The following is a 16,705-nucleotide window of genomic DNA, read 5'->3' as shown; positions in this document are numbered from 1 at the left end:
GCCGAAATTTCAGCGCGGTATCTTAGCGCGGCTTAGATGCGCTCGATCGCCAGCGCGATGCCCTGGCCGCCGCCGATGCACATGGTCGCGAGACCTTTAGAACCGCCGGTGCGCTCCAGTTCATACATCAGCTTCACGGTGATGATCGCGCCGGTTGCGCCAACCGGGTGGCCCAGAGAAATCGCGCCGCCGTTCGGGTTCACTTTGTCGGTGTCCAGACCAAGGCCTTTGTTCACGGCGATGGCTTGGGAGGCAAACGCCTCGTTGCTCTCGATCACATCAAAGTCGGCCACGGAGAGACCGGTTTTTGCCAGCAGATTTTCCACCGCTGGGATTGGGCCAATGCCCATCACCTCTGGGCGCACACCGGCGTGGGCGTAGCCCAGAACGCGGAACTTCGGTGTCAGGCCAGCGGCTTTGGCAGCCTCTTCGCGCGCCAGCACGATGGCGGCGGCACCGTCGTTCAGACCGGATGCGTTGCCTGCGGTCACGCGGCCGTCTTTCTTGAAGACCGGACGCAGCTTGCCGAGGGTCTCCATGGTGGAGGCGGTTGGGTGCTCGTCACGCGCAAATGGCACCATGTCGCGCTTCACTTTGACGTCGACCGGGGTGATCTGCTCGTCAAAATAGCCTGCTTCGATGGCAGCTGCGGCGCGCTCTTGGCTGGTCAGGGCGAAAGCGTCCATGTCTTCACGGGTCACATCGTGCTCATCTGCAACGTTCTCCGCGGTCACACCCATGTGGCCGGTGCCAAACGGGCAGTTCAGCGCGCCCAGCATCATGTCCAGGGTTTTCACGTCACCCATCTTCTGACCCCAGCGCTGCTGTTGCAGGACGTAAGGGGAGCGGGACATGTTTTCGGCACCACCGGCCAGTGCGAAGTCTGCATCGCCCAGCATCAGAGACTGAGTGGCGGACACGATCGCCTGAAGGCCGGAGCCGCAGAGACGGTTCACGTTCATCGCCGGGGTGGTGTTGGGCACGCCCGCTTCAACGGAAGCAACGCGGGACAGATACATGTCGCGCGGCTCGGTGTTGATGACATGGCCAAATGCCACGTGGCCGATCTGGTCGCCTTGCACGCCAGCGCGCTCAATCGCGGCTTTGGACACAGCAGTCGCCAGCTCGATCGGTGGGGTGTTGGCGAGAGAGCCGCCAAAAGTGCCAACAGCGGTACGGGCGCCGCCCAGAATTACGATATCCGACATGGGTCATCTCCTCTCAGTCGTATTTGTCGCGCACTATGCAGATGCAGAAAGGGCGAGTCAGCAGGAACGGCGCGTCACAGTTGCTGTGAGATATGTGCCAAAGCGCGCGGCAATTGACAAAGGCAGTGGCTTGGCCGCATCTGTGAGAGATGGATAACGATCTGTCGATACTTCAACTTTTGCCCAGCCGTCTGCGCGCGGCGCGTCGTGAACAAGGGCTTTCGCTGGAAGCGGTGGCCAAACTCTCCGGGGTGAGTCGCTCCATGGTGAGCCAGATTGAGCGTGGCGAAAGCAGCCCGACCATTGCGACCCTCTGGAACCTCACGCGCGCCTTGCAGGTGGATTTCGCGGGGCTTCTGGATGAAGAAACAGCCGACAAAATAGAGGTGCTGCGCGACAGCGATGTGCCGAGTTTTGACAATATGGGGCACCGTTGCGTGATCCGCATTCTCTCCCCGCCTGAGGATGTGGGCGGGCATGAGGTCTATGACATCCGTTTTGAGACGGGTGGCAGCCTCAAAAGCCAGCCTCACAAACGCGGCGCTCAAGAGCAGCTTACGGTGTTGGAAGGGGCGGTGCGGATCAACAGTGGCACAGCCGAGCAGGAATTGGCGGCAGGTGACACCGCACGCTATGCGGCCGACGTGGCACACGCCATTGAGGCGACAGAGGCCGCGCGGGTGTTTCTGATTGTCAAAAACGCCTGAGAAAATTCACGGAATTCAGGTGAATTAGAGACTGTTTCTGCGTCGTGCGGAGGCGTTTCGCTATGACGTTGTGTGTTGCGACCAGACCGATTTTCGAAAGCCCGCAGGCGTCATCCCTGTGATGCGAGAGAAAACACGGTGAAAGGCGGGAAGGTCGCTGTAGCCAGACCGCGCCGCCACCTCGGCCACAGGAATGCGGCTGTCCGCCAGCAGAGATTTTGCACGCTCCATACGCAGGTTCTGTAAGTAGCGGGTGAGATTGAGGCCCGTGGCCGCGCTGAAACGGCGCTGAAGGCTGCGCTCGGACAGACCTGCGTTTTGAGCCAGATTAGAGACTGATATGGGCTGATCCAGCACGCGCTCCAGAAGCGTCTGAGTGCGCAGCACCTGCGCATCTCCGTGGTCAAGGATGGGGCGAAACCGCTGAAAGCGCCTCTGATCGCGCCGCACAGGTTCCACCACAAAATGCCGGGCAGTGTTGAGCATCACCTCGTGGCCCGCCAGCCGTTCGATCACGATCAGCGCCAGATCCACCCAAGCCATCATCCCGCCTGCAGTGACAAGGTTTTGATGCTCGATCACAAGCTGATCGGTGTCCACGTGTAGCTGAGGCCAGTCTTTGCGCAGTTGCGGCGCAACGCCCCAATGGGTGGTGACCGCACGTCCGGCATCCAGCCCCGCAGCGGCAATCCAGGTCACGCCCACACAGGCGGAACAGATCAACGCGCCACTCTCTGCTGCGGCTTTCAGCCCATTCAAGAGGTCTGGATGCGCTTGCGGATTCACAGACTGCGCGGCTGGTGGAAGCAGGATGGCATCTGATTTTGAGCCAAATTCAGCTGAATTAGTGACGATTTTTGGGTTGAGACCCGTATGGGACAGGAAATCCTGCAGCCCAAAGACTGCAGATTGCAGAGCGCCGGGATAGGCAAGAATGGTGGTGGTTTTGGAAGGCATATGCTTGGCGCTATCAGCAAATAATTTGTCATTTACGACAATAGCACAGCCAGCGCCCACCACCATATGCTTTGGGAAACAGTGATGGAGCATATCATGACAGAGCGTACACACAGCCTGAACATTGGCGATTTTGAGGTGACTACCTTCAACGACGGGGGCTTTGTGCTGCCGTCCGCGTATTTCTCCCAAGTGCCCGAAGACGTCGATTTGGGCGACGAGGTTGAGATCGGCGCAAATTTTTGGGTCGTGCGAGGACAAAACCGGGTCATCCTTGTCGATACAGGCTCTGCCCAAGCGCTTCAGGCGCGGTTTCCGCAGACCGGCCAGGCCTGGGAGCCTCTGCAAGGCGAAACCCCCACAGACATCGTGCTGACCCACATGCATGCAGATCATCTGGGCGGTTTTCTGGACAGTGATGTGTTTCCGGAGGTAACTATTCACATTGCCGAAGCGGAGTGGGCGTTCTGGACTAACCCTGATCTGCCGAATGCGGTGGATGAAGACACCCGCCCGATGGTGCAAATGATCCAGAGTGTTGCCGCTGGTATCAAAGACCGGGTGGTGCTTTTTCAGCCGAAACAGAGTCTGATATCAGGGATCAGTTTGGTGCCGCTTCCGGGTCACACACCCGGGCATTCGGGTGTACAGATTGAAAGTGGCAATGAGACACTTCTAATCATTGGAGATGCGGTCATCTCAGAGGCGGTGCAGTTTGCCCATCCCGAGGTCACCTATGCCCTGGATGGGGATGCGGCGCAGGCGGTGGTTACACGCCGCGCCCTGTTGGCTGAGGCCGCAGCATCCGGCACCACCATTGCCGCCACACATTTTGCCTTTCCCGGATTGGGCAAAGTTGCGGCAGAGGGGGAAACCTTCCGCTTTTTGCCTCTTTAAGCAGGGCTGCTTACGGGCTGAGAGCGCACAAACCCTTGTCTCAATCGTGCCCTGCGCTTAGGGTCGGTGCCCAGTTGAACGAGAGTTCATTGGGGACATGGCTATTTGCCGAGCGCAGGGACACGACACGGGATGCGTGAAAAAATTCTGGAAGCCACCGCAGCAATGCTGGTTGCGCATGGGACACAGGCGTCCATGTCCAAGATCGCTCAGCGCGCCGGGGTGGCGACGGGATCGCTCTATAATCACTTTGAAAACAAGGATGTGCTGATCCGCGCGGTCTATGATGATCTCGCCGCGGTGATGGCAGAGGCGCTCACGGCGGGCGATGATCCAAGCCAACCCGCGCTCGTGCGGCTTGAGCGTTATATCGACAACCACATCGACTTCATCTGGCAGGATGCCGACCGCGCCGTGTTGTTTGAATATCTGTCCAACGTGCCCCTGCTGCCAGGCGCGGATGTGATGGCCAGCTTCGAAAAGTCGGCGTCCTTTATCGCGGGTGTGCTGCGCCAACTGCAGGACGAAGGCGGCTCTATTGCAGGCGATCCGGGCGTGATGGGCGGCTTTATCGGCGGGGCGATCCGCAACACCCTGAAATGGCAGCGCGCACAGGGCAAACCGCTCAGCGATGAAACCCGCGCGCAGTTGCGGGACATGTGTTTGCGCAGCGTGCAGGCCGGTGCCTGACCCCGCACACCCCGCTCAATAGTCGCGCTGAAAGAAAATCCCGATCCCGCTTTCGTCATCTGAGCCAACCTTGCCTTTGACAGTCAGATTGTCGGTGACATCGAGGTTGAGGCTGATCGTGCTCTTGCCTTCGCTGTCCACCCCCACCTCGGTGTAGATGTTCTCATCAAGGTATTTGCCCGCGCGCACGCCCGGCGCGCCATCCTCGTCAAAGGTCAGCCCAAAATCATCAAGCCCTGCGTTTTTGCCAAGCTGCGGCCCGCGCGCGCCCTGTCCGGAAAGCGTGGCCAGCGCGGCGGCCAGCTGTGCGGCCTGCAGCGGCGAAATGCTGGACAGATCACGCCCAAACAACAGTTGTGACAGAACTTCATCGTCCGGCAGCTCCGGGTCGCTCTCCAGCTTGATCTCAGGATCGTCCATACGGCCGTCGATGATGATGAAGATGGTTGCATCCGGCTGCTCGGCGGTGGCCTGCACGCGCATGGTGGGGACAAAATCCCCCAAAAGCGCGATATTGCCCTCATCAAGCTCAAACGGGTTTGACAGGAAGTCGAGCCGACCCCGGATCAGATCAAGCTCGCCGTTTGGCCGAATGTCATTGGTGGTGCCGGTGATGCGCATGCCGCCGTTGAAATCCGCGTTCAGGCCAAGCCCGCGCACGGCGATGCGGTCGGCAATATTGATCGCCACATCCAGACCAAAAGGCGGCGCGGAAGGCCCGGAGGCTTCCTCCCGCGCAATCAGCCCCGCACGGTTACGGGTGATATGCACAGCACCCGGCTCGGCCAGATGGGTGATCTCAGGCACAGCGCCACCGCCGGATAGGCCCACAGGAGAGATGCGGATATTGGTCTGGCTGAGGCTGATGTCCCCGGCAATGCGGCCGCCGCCAGTGGCCGGGCCAGAGAGCGTGATGGTGCCGTCAGCGGTGGTCTCAAACAGCTGGCCTTGCTGATATTGCAGGCCCCGCAGGGTTACGGGCAGGTTGGCGTTGAAAGGCGGGGCGAGGCCAAGCGAGCCTGCAACAGCAATGTCTCCGCCGCCGGAAAACTGCGTATTGAGGTTGATTTGTGCCGTATTATTGGCAAGCCCGATGGTGCCTGAGATGTCTTCCAGCGCGATGCGCAGATCCGGCATGGCAAAGCGCGCGCCAGACATCGAGACCGTGCCGGTCACGCTGGCGGGTTCCAACGCGCCCTGAATGCGCAGGTCATATTGGGCAAGACCCTGTATCGCATTGGGCTGCAAGGCTGGGTTGGCGGCGGCGAGCGGGAAATCCCCGGCCAGAGCAAAGTTGGTGCCCGTGCCGGTTGGATCGATCACGCCCTGGCCGCGTCCTTTGGTGTTGAACGGCGCTGCCGCGTCAAAATCGACAGCCCAGCCCGCGCCTGACTGTGCCGCCGTGCCTTTGATGCTGGCCGCCCCCGGCAGGCTGGGAACAAAGGTTTCCACGCGGCCGATCTCCAGATCATAGTCCGCAGAAATCCCGCCGGATTGCGGCAGCGCCGCCCGTATCACGGCGCGGCTTTGCGCAGGCGCGGTTGCGGTGAGATCAAAGGCCCAGTCTGCACCGGTTTGTTTGGCGTTGCCCTCCACGGTTGCCGGGCCGCTCAGGCCCTCGATCTGCGCAACAGAGGCCACCTCTGCAAGCGCGGCCTCAAAATGCAGATCGCTGTTCTCACTGGCGAGCGTGCCGTTGCCGGAGGCGGTGAGCTGAGAGGTTTTGAGATCACCCTGACGCAGAGTGAGGCCGGTTTCATCGCGTCGCGCGGATAGGGCGAGGCTGCTTTCGCCTGTCAGAAGCACATCCACCTGAGGCTCACCAATGGCCAGATCCATGGCGCCAGCAGTGAGGTCCAGATCAAAGCCCGCGCTGAGCGGGGCGATGTCACCAGACAGCTGCGCCATGATGGCGCCGCCCAGATCGCGGCCCACAAGACCGGCAAGATTTGCCAAATCGGGCACGGAAAGGTCGGCATTGGTAGCAATGTTCATATCCTGACCCTGACCTGTCAGATGGGCATCGCCTTTCAGGGAGGCCTGCGCAGCATCCACCATCAGATCGGACAGACGCACGCCTTCGCCCTCGGTCCAGTCGACATTGGCAGCCATGCTGGCGCTGTTGCCCAGAGCCTCGGTCAATGCGGGATCGGGCAAGGCCAGCCCGGCCATGGTGAGCGCAATCTCTGCGGTGACCCGCTGCTGCGGATTGGCGACAATATCACCGCTGCCGTCCAGCACGACGGATTGCAATTTGGCGCTCTCGGTTTCGATGCCGGTCACATCGCCCTTCAGCGTCCAGATCTGCCCTTCGGTGGCATCAAACTGCGCCTTCAGCTGCGCGCTTTGGACGTAGTTTTTCGGGCCGCTCACCGGCAGCAGAACCGGCGCCCCCGTGTCATCGCGCAGGGTGATATTCAGATCAAAACTTTCCGGCAGGTTTTTGGCGGTCAGCGCCAATTGCCCATCCAGATTGAGCGTGCGGGAGACAAGGCTCAGGTTTTCCAGCGTGGTGCGCCCGTCGCCAAACCGGCGCAGGAGCGTGTTGAGCGCGATGCTCTCACCAAAGAAATCCTTGTAGTCCGGCGCAAAGAGCGGCGCCATATTGCCCGCAATATCGGCACGGATCACCTGCGTAGGCTTGGTCTCTGCGCTGTCACCACCAGTATCGGAGGCCGGTGCAGGTTCGGTGGACAGCTCCACCTGTCCGGCCAGACGCTCCTCGCCGTCACTTGTCAGCCGCAGATCAGCGATAAAATCGCTCAGCGGGCCTTCCCCCAGCACGGTCAGTCCGAGCGGTGGCGCTCCGGGGAGCTGCGCCAGCGTGGCCACCAGCCCGCCCGCATCTTCTGCCGCCTGCAGATCCAACCGCAGCAGTTCGGTGTCGTTGGAATAGGCCCCATCCACGGAAAAACGTCCCGCAGGGCCACCCAGCCGCGTCGCGCTCAACAGCACATCCCCGTTGCCGCCCTCAAGGATCAGGCGGGCATCCAGTGCAAAATCCACCGCTTCGCCCAGAATAGGCTCTCCCAGCGAAATGCGATCCGCTTTCAGCGCCTTGATGTTGATGCTGACCGGCAGCTCCGGCAGCGCAAAGGGTTTGGCCTCAGCGGTTGTCGGGTTGGGATCGGTTTTGGGAATGCGCGCCAGAGAGATTTCTTCGGCGCTGAGTTCGTTGACGTTCACGTTGCCCCGAAGCACCGCCAGCCTGTTCCAGTTCAGCGACAGGCCTTTGAGCGAGAGCCAGGGCCCATCAGCGTCAGAGATGCGCAGCTCTTCGATGGTGGCATTGGAGCTGATCGCGCCGCGCAGCCCGATAACCTCGACCTCACGCCCCGCACCAGACAGCGAATCCTCCAGAAAACGGGTCAGCATGCCTTTGTCTTCGTCGCTGGCCTCCTCGGCCTGCTGTGCGGTTGCTGTCATGGGCAGAAGCCACAGGAGTATGATCGCAAACCACCGCATCAGAAGGCGTGTCCTATGCCGATATAGAGTTGAAGACCGTCTCCGGTGTTGCCCGAAACCGGCACGCCCAGATCCAGTCGGATCGGGCCAAAACCAGTGTTGTAGCGCACGCCAAGCCCGGCACCCGAATGAAAGCTGCCATCGCCGAAGAGATTGGAGGTCTCCCCGACAAAGCCGCCGTCAAAAAAGGCCACTGTTGTGATCGCGTCGGTGATCTTGACCCGCGCTTCGGTGTTGAACCCCAGAAACGAGAGGCCACCGCTGTCGATGCCGTCCACCGTGACAAAGCCGGATTGATAGGGTTGCCCGCGCACGGTGCCGCCCCCGCCCGAATAAAACAGCAGATCCGGTGGGGTGCCTCTGAGCGAGGGGCCAAGAATGCTTCCAACCAGAACACGGCCCGCTGCAATAAGGCGGTTGTCAGCGCCAAATCCCTGATAGGCGCGCAGATCGCCTTCCAGAAAGAGCGCAGGCTCCGTTTCCGAGAACCCCGCATAGGGGAAAGCGGTGGCCTGAATATAGTAACCGCTGGTCGGGTTCACGATCACATCGCGGCGGTCAAGCTTGGCCTGCGCCCAGACCCCGATGCCCTGAAACGTACGGTCGCCAAAATTGTCGCGCACATCGGAGTAAAACCCGGTCAGCGCGGCGCTGGTTTCCAACCGTTCAGAGACAATGCGCTTATAGCCAACGCTCGCCCCGAACTGGCGCAGGAAATAGAGGTCTTCGTCTTCCTGTTTGATTTCGGCCCCAAGGATCAGGGCCGTGTCGGAGTTGAATGTGGCGGGGCGCGAGTAAAGCGTGCCGAGGCGATAGTTGATCCCACCACCGTCCCCCCCGATGTTTTCCACTTCCGCATCAAACCGCAGGTTTTCGGCGCCGCCATTCCAGTTGCGATGCATCCAGAAGGCCGAGACACTCAGGCCCTGCGTGCTTTCCAGCTCTGCACCAAAGCCAAATCGGCGCGGCGGGCTGTCCACCAGCGCAAGCTCCATATCCAGCGTGCCATCGGGGTTGGGCTCTTCCGCCTCACGCAGATCAACGGTGCGGAAGGTTTCGGTGCGCCGCAAACGCGCGGTGACCCGGCGCGCGGCCTCGGGGCTGAATTGGCTTCCGGTTGGCAGATCGGCAATCTCTTCCACCCGCTCGGGGCGCACGGTGGATTGGCCTTTGTAAATCAGCTTGCCAAACCGCAGCTTGGGGCCGGGATCAAGCGCCACATCCACATCCAGCTCAGAGGCGCGGTGATCGGCGGTGATGTTTTCTGCCGCAACTTTTGCCTTGGCATGACCCACGTCTCGCCAGCCGCTGACGCCCGCGCGTGCGGCGGCCTCCACGGCGCCAAGGTCGGCAGGGGCAGCCGGGGCAAATTCCTCGGGCAGCTCGGTCTCTGGCGCAATCGGCGCGATAGAGGTCTGACCAAAGCGGAACTTGTTGCCCGGTGTCACCGACACGCTGACATTTGACACCGTGTTGATCTGCGCGAAAGGCGAGATATTGGCGGCCTCCTGCCCGTTGACCTTTATCGAGATCGACGGGCCGAAATAGCCCGCCCGGTAGAGCACCCCAAGCAGGCGCTTGTAGTCTGACTGCGCCGCCGCGACGATGTCTTGGCCTTCTGTGGTGCCCTCTTCTTTCGCGGTCGTCAGCAAAGAGGCGGCCTGAAGCCGATCGCCCAGAGTTTCATCGCCCCCAGCGGTGCGGAAATCGATTTCAAAGGCCTGAGCGGCGGAACAGGACAGGCCGCAGATCATCATTGCGGCCCATGGCAGACCGTTGAGCTTGCGAAGCCACCTCACACGTCGTCGCAACCTAATCTCCCAATGCTTCAAAACAACACTTCATAAAAAACAATGTGGTGAAGCACTTGCCTCGCCTGTCAGAGCTAGAGTAGCCCAAGCCGGACTCGCTGGCCATATGGCAAAATGCGGAAAGCAAAGGCGTATTTGTGCGAATGCAGGAAGAAAGCAGACAGCATGGGGCGGGGCGAAGGGGCCTCTGGCTGCCGGTCATCGCGCTGCGCAGTGTGTTGTTTTATGTCGCTGCACTGATCGCAGCCTTGCCGTTCCTGCTGCTCTGGCCCGGTCTGTCGTTGTCGCGGGATCAGGTCTACGCTGTGGTTGACTGCTATCTGCGGGTGCAACTTCGGCTGCTGCGGGTGATCTGCGGCATTCGTTATCAGCTCGAAGGGGCGCATCATTTGCCCGACACGCCGGTCTTGATGGCCTCACAGCATGAAAGCACCTGGGAAACCCTCTTCTACCAACTGCTGCTCAAGCGTCCGGTGATGTATGCCAAAAAGCCGATTTTCTCTTATCCGGTGTTTGGTCCGCTGATGCGCAAGCTTGGACATATTCCGGTATCCACCAGCGTCAGCGGCGACGCCATGCGCGATGGTTTTCGCGCTGGGGCCGCGGCTGTCAAGGAAGGCCGCAACCTGTTGATCTTTCCAAGTGGCACAAGGCGCTTGTCTCAGGCCGATCAGATTCAGGCCGGGGTGGGCGTGCTCTATCAGCTTGCAGGCGTCGCGGCTGTTCCGATCCGCATCAATTCCGGGGCGTGCTGGCCGTATGGCACCTTTCTTAAATATCCCGGTGTCATAATGGTCGAGATTGGCGCGCCAATTGCGGCTGGTCTGGATCGCCGCAGCTTTATGGCGCAGCTGTCCACCGCGCTGCGCGGTTAAGGCGATCATCACCGGGAAAGCGCGCGTAATACGTCTAAAATCCCATTTGTTAAGGGCCGGGTAAGGGCTGCTGGGTAACTGTCATCCTGGGTGAGAAAAAGGTGACGTGCGATGGCAGATAATTCCAACGCGCCGGTGATCATTAAACGCAAGAAAGTGGTCGGCGGTGACGGACATCATGGTGGGGCGTGGAAAATCGCCTATGCGGACTTTGTGACCGCAATGATGGCGTTCTTTCTATTGATGTGGCTGATCAATGCGACAACAGAACAACAACGGCTCGGTATTGCGGAGTTCTTCAACCCGTCTGTGCCGCTGAACAAAACTTCCGGTGGGGGAAGTGCGATGTTTGGTGGGGACAGCGTGTTGACGGAACGCATTCTGGCGCATCAGGGCACTGGCGGTTTGCCGACCTCCATTGAGGGGCAGCCTGAACCGGTGGAGTTTGAAACCGCTGGCAAAGGCGAAGAAGACGAGCTTGAACGCCTGCGCGATGGCCTAATCGGTGGCGGTGGCGAAAGCTTCCTGTCTGACAACCTCATGAAACATGTGGTCACACGTGTGACGGACGAAGGTCTGGTGATCGAGCTCTTTGACTCGCCAAACCAGCGCCTGTTTGTGGAAGGCACAGCGCAACCCATGCCGCTGTTGCTGGATCTGGCGGAAGTGCTGGTCGAGGTTGCGGGCTACGTGAGCAATGATGTGGCGATTGAAGGGCATGTGCGGTCAGAGCCGGTCACGGTGCGCAACACGCAAACCTGGTCCATGTCCTCGATTCGCGCTGATGCCATGCGGCAGCTGATGGAGACTTTCGGTCTGGAGAAGGAGCGGGTCGCCCGGGTGACCGGACACGCTGACCGCGAAATGGTGTCAAACATCCCGCGGGATCTGAGAAATAACCGCATTGAGATTATCTTGCTGCGATCAGATCAGTGAGTTGAGGGAAATCTTTGTGGCGCGTTAGTGCGCTGTTAAGTTGGAGCGTCGTAACAGGGAAGTCGAACAAAGGGTTACAGCAGAAAGGCGTACCATGTCGATTTCCTCTTCGCTTAATGCCGGTGTGGCCGGGTTGTCGTCTAATGCGACCCGCCTGGCGACCATCTCCGACAACATTGCGAACTCCGCCACCTACGGCTATCGCCGCGTAGAAACGGACTTTCAGTCCATGGTCAGCGGCTCTCAAGGTGGAAAATACTCAGCAGGCGGCGTTCAGGCGACCAGCCGCCGACTGATCGACGAAGGCGGCTCTCTGACCCCAACCACCAACGCCACCGACCTTGCTGTGCGGGGCCGTGGGTTTATTCCTGTGGCGTCTTCCACCGCAATCAAGGCGGGCGATACCAGCCCACAGCTGATGCTGGCGACCACCGGGTCTTTCCGGGCGGATGAAGATGGCTATCTGGTGTCCCAAGCGGGCCTGTCGATGATGGGCTGGCCTGCCAATGCAGATGGCTCGATCCCGAATTATCCCCGCGACACTGACACCGGTCTGGAACCGATTCGTCTGCTGACCACCGAGCTTGTGGGCTCTCCGACCACTGCGGTTGAGCTGGGCGTCAACCTGCCAGCAACCTCTACCGTGGCCGGTGCGGCAGGTGACGTGGAAACCCTGACCATTGAGTATTACGGCAACCTGGGGCAGGCGGAAACGCTGAGCATCAGCTTCACGCCAACCGTGCCTGCGACCGGCGCATCCAACGCTTGGACTATGGAAATTCGCGATTCGGCGTCTGGCGGCGCGGTGATCGGGAACTTTGATCTCACCTTTGATGATGGCCGTACCACCGGTGGCCGTCTGTCTGCGGTAACCTCCAACGCACCGGGTGGCCCCTATGATCCGACCACCGGCACCGCGATCCTGAACGTGGCTGGCGGTCCGATGGAAGTGGACATCGGTCTGATCGGCGCCACCGGCGGCATGACCCAGCTGGGGGATGACTATGCACCGCTGAAAGTTGACAAGGACGGCGCGCCGGTTGGCACCATGACCTCTGTTGAAGTGGATGCAAACGGCTTTGTCACCGCATATTTCAACACCGGCATCACCCGCACCATAGCGCAGATTCCTCTGGTTGAGGTGCCAAACCCCAACGGTCTGGATATCTCTCTCGACTTCCAGACATACATCCCCTCCAACGAGAGCGGGCCGTACTTCATGTGGGATGCGGGCACCGGACCAACCGGTGAGATCCTGTCCTATGTCCGTCAGGAATCAGCCACCGACGTGGCGGCGGAACTGACCGACATGATCCAGACCCAGCGTGCCTACAGCACCAACGCCAAGGTCATTCAGACCGTGGACGAGATGCTCCAGGAAACCACCAACATCAAACGCTGATAATCGCGCCGGGGCCACGTTAGGCCAGAAAGGATAAGTCATGAGTATTTCAAGCGCTCTGTCCAATGCTTTGAGCGGTCTGACCGCCTCGGCGCGCAGCGCGGAAGTTCTGTCTTCCAACATCGCCAATGCGTCGACCGAAGGATACGGTCGCCGCACATTGAGCCAGTCGGCCTCCGAGTATGGCTACTCTGGTGGGGTCAAACTGAACGGTGTCACACGCCACGTGAACCCGGTGACCATTTCCGAACGCCGTCTGGCGGATGCGGGCAACGAGCTCGCCACCGGCACCAATGCCTTTTACACCCGCCTTGAAAGCGCGGTCGGCACTCCGGACCAGGCAGACAGCCTCTCCGGCTTGATGGCAAGCTTTGAAAGCACGCTTGCCACGGCAACCGGTGCACCAGACAGCGACGTGCGCCTTGCCAACGTGTCACAAGATGCCGCGCGCATCGCAGATGCGTTTAATGATGCCTCTGACACCATTCAGGGCCTGCGCTCTGAAGCCGATACAAAAATTGGTCGCATGGTGGATGAGCTCAGCGGGCTTTTGGAACAGACCGAAGAGTTCAACCGCAAGATTTCTCTCGCGATCAACCAGGGTCAGGAGACCGCCGGCCTCGAAGATGCCCGCCATCAATTGGTGGATCGCATCGGCGAGCTGGTCCCGATCCGCGCAGTGCCCCGTGATCGCGGTGGCGTGGCGCTTTATACCACCAACGGCGCTGTGCTGTTGGATGGCAAAGCCGCAGAGATCGAATTCAATGAGGTCGGCACCATTGAGGCGCATATGACCGCAGCCAATGGCATGTTGGGCGGTATCACTATCAATGGTTACACCATGCGCATCGACTCCCAGAAAGGGGCTTTGTCCGGGGGCGCGATTGGTGCGCAGTTTGCCATCCGTGATGAACTGGCTGTTTCCGCACAGTCCGATCTGGATGCCGCCGCCCGCAGCCTTGTGGAGCGTTTTCAGAACACAACCACCGACCCGACACTGGCCGCCGGTGACGCCGGGATCTTTACGGACGCAGGTCTTGCCTTCAACACGGCAGACGAAGTTGGTCTGTCCGGCCGTCTGGAGCTCAACGATCTGGTTGATATCGACGGCACAGGAGAAACCTGGCGTTTGCGTGACGGCCTGGGCGCCGCAGCCCCCGGTGATGCCGGTGACGCCACTCAGCTGAACCGCCTGCTTGATGCCATGCGGGAGTCCCTCGCTCCGGTATCCGGCAGCTTTGGCCCGAAAAATGTGTCCATGACCGAGTTGAGCGGGAAGTTTCTCTCCAACGTGTCCAGCGCCCGCGTGCAGAGCGATCAGGAAGTCGTCTTTGCCTCGGCCCAGCTCGCCAGTCTGGAAGATATGGAGCTGCTGGACGGTGTGGACACCGACCAGGAATTGCAGCGCTTGATGCTGGTGGAGCAGGCCTATGCGGCCAACGCGCGCCTCATTCAGGCCGCTGATGAAATGTTAGACGCATTGCTGAGGTTGTAAAATGATCACTTCTATCGGAGACATGGCGCAGCAGATGATGATGTCGCGCCGCACATCGGCGGTCAAAAATGATCTAGACCGCTTGGCACAGGAGCTGGCGTCCGGGCGCAAATCAGATGTGGCTGCCTCGCTCAAAGGCGATTTCAACATGCTGGCCGGTGTTGAGCGCCAGATCACTCTGCTTGAGGGTTTTGAAGTCGCCGCCAATGACGCAAAAGTTTTTGCCGAAGTGGCGCAGGCATCGCTTGAGTTGGTCCAGAATACGGCAGGTGGTCTTGGCAACGATCTGATGTCGGCCAGCAGCTCCGGCCTTCTGGCGTCGGTGGACAGCGTATCCAGAAACGCCCGCAATGATTTTGATTCCATCGTCGGCGCGCTCAACGGCAGCGCTGGTGATCGGGCACTGTTTGCCGGGACAGCCACAGATGCCGCGGCTTTGGTCACACCAGATGAGATGATGACGCAGATCTCCGCTGCAATCACAGCTGCTGGGGCGACTTTTGTTTCAGACATTGTTGCTGCGGTGGATAACTATTTTATGGCGGCTGGCGGTGGGTTTGAAACCAACGCCTATGTTGGGTCCACCAACAACCTGACGCCTTTCCGTCTCAATGAAACGGAAACAGCCGATTTCGAAATTCGCGCCGACAACACAGCTCTGCGTCAGGCGATGCGTGATACGGCCTTGGCCGCGTTGGCGAACGATCCGGCACTGAACTTGGACCTGAACGAAAAGAAGCAGCTGATGCGGACGGTTGGTGAACGCCTGCTGGGCAATCAGGACAAATTGGTCGAGGTGCGCGCAGATCTGGGTTTCAACCAGGAGCGCATCGAAAACGCGCAGACCAACAACTCGGCACAGCGCAGCGCGCTTCTGATGACACAAAGTGATCTTCTTTCGGCAGACTCCACCGAGGTTGCCGGCCAACTTCAGGCGGTTCAGGTACAACTAGAATTGGTGTACACTATCACGGCCCGTCTTTCCCAACTGACACTGGCGAATTACATACGATGAAACAATTCATGAGCTTAGCAAGAATGCTGATGCTCCTCGTACTGATGCCAATGATGGCAACAGCAGCGCCGATCCGGATCAAAGATCTGGTAGAATTTGACGGTGTACGGGGCAATGATCTGGTTGGCTACGGTCTTGTGGTCGGCCTGAACGGAACCGGGGACGGGCTGCGGAACGCGCCCTTCACCGAAGAAATAATGACCAATATTCTGGAGCGCCTTGGTGTGAACATCACCGGCGAACAGATGCGGCCTAAGAACGTGGCAGCGGTTTTCGTAACAGCGACCCTGCCACCCTTTGCCCGTGCAGGCGGCACGGTGGATGTGACCATTTCGGCTATTGGCGATGCCAGCAGCCTATTGGGCGGAACCTTGGTGATGACACCATTGAACGCCGCGGATGGTGAGATCTACGCAGTCGCGCAGGGCACGGTGATCGCAGGGGGCGTGGCAGCCGAAGGGGACGCCGGTGGCGTCGTCAAGGGCGTGCCAACGTCGGGTGTGATCCCATCCGGCGCCCGCGTAGAAAGAGAGATCGACTTCGATTTCTCATCGCTGACCAATATGCGTCTGGCGTTGCGGGAGCCGGATTTTACAACTGCTGGCCGCATCGAGCAGGCCATCAACCGCAACTACGGAGGCCGGGTCGCTTTGATGCTGGACTCAGGCACCGTACAAGTGGACATCAACCGCACCAACCAAATTTCCCCGGCCCATGCGCTGAGCCAGATCGAGAATCTGCTGGTCCAGCCTGAGCGCAAGGCGCGGGTGGTGGTGGATCAACGCTCTGGCACAATTGTCATGGGCGAAGATGTGCGGATTTCCCGCGTTGCGGTATCGCAGGGTGGCCTGACACTGCGTGTCACCGAAGAGCCGCTGGTTGTGCAACCCAACCCCTTTGCCGATGGGCAAACCGTGGTGGTCCCGCGCACCGAAGCTGCGATCGAAGAGGAACCGGGCATTGGCCTCGCCGAAGTGCCAACCACGACCTCTCTGAGCGAAGTGATTGCCGGTCTCAATGCGCTGGGCGTTGCGCCCCGCGACATGATCGACATTCTCAAGAGCATCAAAGCCGCCGGCGCGCTTCATGCGGAGTTCATCGTGCGGTAAAGCTGCCGACATTGACGGAAAAGAAGCGACGGCGTCCAATTTAGGGCGCCGTTCTTTTATCTAAATCAGCACCTTAAGGTCGGTGTGTTTCATTTATGCAACCCGCCCTAGATGAATTTGAAGTCCGTTTTACAATCA

General features: G+C 59.9%; 13 protein-coding genes. 9 read left to right on the top strand and 4 right to left on the bottom strand.

What is annotated here, in order from left to right:
- Positions 1 to 32: 32 nt before the first annotated feature.
- On the bottom strand, positions 33 to 1,208 hold the full coding sequence (locus tag ACO07T_RS04020) for an acetyl-CoA C-acyltransferase family protein (RefSeq protein WP_422048360.1): 1,176 nt from the start codon (positions 1,206 to 1,208) through the stop codon (positions 33 to 35).
- A gap of 149 nt (positions 1,209 to 1,357) precedes the next feature.
- Between ACO07T_RS04020 and ACO07T_RS04015 the strand changes: the two genes are divergently transcribed.
- Complete coding sequence (locus tag ACO07T_RS04015; RefSeq protein WP_422048359.1) at positions 1,358 to 1,915, top strand: helix-turn-helix domain-containing protein; 558 nt, start codon at positions 1,358 to 1,360, stop codon at positions 1,913 to 1,915.
- A gap of 60 nt (positions 1,916 to 1,975) precedes the next feature.
- Here the strand turns inward: ACO07T_RS04015 and ACO07T_RS04010 are convergent, their stop codons facing one another.
- Positions 1,976 to 2,872 (bottom strand): GlxA family transcriptional regulator, encoded by an 897-nt coding sequence (locus ACO07T_RS04010; protein WP_422048358.1) that lies wholly within the window; start codon positions 2,870 to 2,872, stop codon positions 1,976 to 1,978.
- 96 nt (positions 2,873 to 2,968) lie between these two features.
- Between ACO07T_RS04010 and ACO07T_RS04005 the strand changes: the two genes are divergently transcribed.
- Together ACO07T_RS04005 and ACO07T_RS04000 are read left to right on the top strand one after the other, a co-directional pair.
- Positions 2,969 to 3,769, top strand: coding sequence for an MBL fold metallo-hydrolase (locus ACO07T_RS04005; RefSeq protein ID WP_422048357.1), 801 nt, complete (start codon positions 2,969 to 2,971; stop codon positions 3,767 to 3,769).
- 132 nt (positions 3,770 to 3,901) lie between these two features.
- Entirely contained in the window at positions 3,902 to 4,459 is a 558-nt protein-coding gene (locus ACO07T_RS04000) for a TetR/AcrR family transcriptional regulator (RefSeq protein WP_422048356.1), read from the top strand.
- A gap of 15 nt (positions 4,460 to 4,474) precedes the next feature.
- Here ACO07T_RS04000 and ACO07T_RS03995 read toward each other — a convergent pair whose 3' ends face one another.
- Together ACO07T_RS03995 and ACO07T_RS03990 are read right to left on the bottom strand one after the other, a co-directional pair.
- Positions 4,475 to 7,924, bottom strand: a complete 3,450-nt coding sequence (locus ACO07T_RS03995) for a translocation/assembly module TamB domain-containing protein (RefSeq protein WP_422048355.1) — start codon at positions 7,922 to 7,924, stop codon at positions 4,475 to 4,477.
- Positions 7,924 to 9,735, bottom strand: coding sequence for an autotransporter assembly complex protein TamA (locus ACO07T_RS03990; protein ID WP_422048354.1), 1,812 nt, complete (start codon positions 9,733 to 9,735; stop codon positions 7,924 to 7,926). Before ACO07T_RS03990 ends, ACO07T_RS03995 begins: the two co-directional genes overlap by 1 nt.
- A 143-nt stretch (positions 9,736 to 9,878) precedes the next feature.
- On the opposite strand from ACO07T_RS03990, the gene ACO07T_RS03985 reads away from it, so the two are divergent.
- From ACO07T_RS03985 to ACO07T_RS03960, 6 genes are all read left to right on the top strand, one after another.
- The gene (locus ACO07T_RS03985; protein ID WP_422048353.1) at positions 9,879 to 10,610 is read left to right on the top strand and encodes a lysophospholipid acyltransferase family protein; all 732 of its coding nucleotides are present in this window, start codon (positions 9,879 to 9,881) and stop codon (positions 10,608 to 10,610) included.
- 111 nt (positions 10,611 to 10,721) lie between these two features.
- Complete coding sequence (locus ACO07T_RS03980) at positions 10,722 to 11,546, top strand: flagellar motor protein MotB (protein WP_422048352.1); 825 nt, start codon at positions 10,722 to 10,724, stop codon at positions 11,544 to 11,546.
- A 94-nt stretch (positions 11,547 to 11,640) separates the two neighbouring features.
- Complete coding sequence (locus ACO07T_RS03975; RefSeq protein WP_422048351.1) at positions 11,641 to 12,948, top strand: flagellar hook protein FlgE; 1,308 nt, start codon at positions 11,641 to 11,643, stop codon at positions 12,946 to 12,948.
- Positions 12,949 to 12,988: 40 nt separating this feature from the next.
- Positions 12,989 to 14,443, top strand: a complete 1,455-nt coding sequence (gene flgK, locus ACO07T_RS03970; RefSeq protein ID WP_422048350.1) for a flagellar hook-associated protein FlgK — start codon at positions 12,989 to 12,991, stop codon at positions 14,441 to 14,443.
- Position 14,444: 1 nt separating this feature from the next.
- On the top strand, positions 14,445 to 15,458 hold the full coding sequence (locus ACO07T_RS03965; RefSeq protein ID WP_422048349.1) for a flagellin: 1,014 nt from the start codon (positions 14,445 to 14,447) through the stop codon (positions 15,456 to 15,458).
- Positions 15,459 to 15,466: 8 nt separating this feature from the next.
- Positions 15,467 to 16,567: a flagellar basal body P-ring protein FlgI gene (locus tag ACO07T_RS03960; RefSeq protein WP_247743706.1), complete on the top strand. Its 1,101-nt coding sequence runs from the start codon at positions 15,467 to 15,469 to the stop codon at positions 16,565 to 16,567.
- The last annotated feature ends 138 nt before the right edge of the window (positions 16,568 to 16,705 follow it).

Origin of the sequence: Shimia sp. (assembly GCF_965227725.1) — a bacterium.
GTDB lineage: Bacteria > Pseudomonadota > Alphaproteobacteria > Rhodobacterales > Rhodobacteraceae > Shimia.
The sequence above is the reverse complement of the archived record's forward strand: the minus strand, read 5'-3'. Positions and strand labels throughout refer to the sequence as shown.

Bases quoted from the DNA above. Each gene is read 5' to 3' on its own strand.
- ACO07T_RS04020 (WP_422048360.1), bottom strand. From the start codon at position 1,208: ATGTCGGATATCGTAATTCTGGGCGGCGCCCGTACCGCTGTTGGCACT.
- ACO07T_RS04010 (WP_422048358.1), bottom strand. From the start codon at position 2,872: ATGCCTTCCAAAACCACCACCATTCTTGCCTATCCCGGCGCTCTGCAA.
- ACO07T_RS04000 (WP_422048356.1), top strand. From the start codon at position 3,902: ATGCGTGAAAAAATTCTGGAAGCCACCGCAGCAATGCTGGTTGCGCAT.
- ACO07T_RS03985 (WP_422048353.1), top strand. From the start codon at position 9,879: ATGCAGGAAGAAAGCAGACAGCATGGGGCGGGGCGAAGGGGCCTCTGG.
- ACO07T_RS03980 (WP_422048352.1), top strand. From the start codon at position 10,722: ATGGCAGATAATTCCAACGCGCCGGTGATCATTAAACGCAAGAAAGTG.
- ACO07T_RS03965 (WP_422048349.1), top strand. From the start codon at position 14,445: ATGATCACTTCTATCGGAGACATGGCGCAGCAGATGATGATGTCGCGC.
- ACO07T_RS03975 (WP_422048351.1), top strand. From the start codon at position 11,641: ATGTCGATTTCCTCTTCGCTTAATGCCGGTGTGGCCGGGTTGTCGTCT.
- ACO07T_RS04015 (WP_422048359.1), top strand. From the start codon at position 1,358: ATGGATAACGATCTGTCGATACTTCAACTTTTGCCCAGCCGTCTGCGC.
- flgK (WP_422048350.1), top strand. From the start codon at position 12,989: ATGAGTATTTCAAGCGCTCTGTCCAATGCTTTGAGCGGTCTGACCGCC.
- ACO07T_RS03995 (WP_422048355.1), bottom strand. From the start codon at position 7,924: ATGCGGTGGTTTGCGATCATACTCCTGTGGCTTCTGCCCATGACAGCA.
- ACO07T_RS04005 (WP_422048357.1), top strand. From the start codon at position 2,969: ATGACAGAGCGTACACACAGCCTGAACATTGGCGATTTTGAGGTGACT.
- ACO07T_RS03960 (WP_247743706.1), top strand. From the start codon at position 15,467: ATGAGCTTAGCAAGAATGCTGATGCTCCTCGTACTGATGCCAATGATG.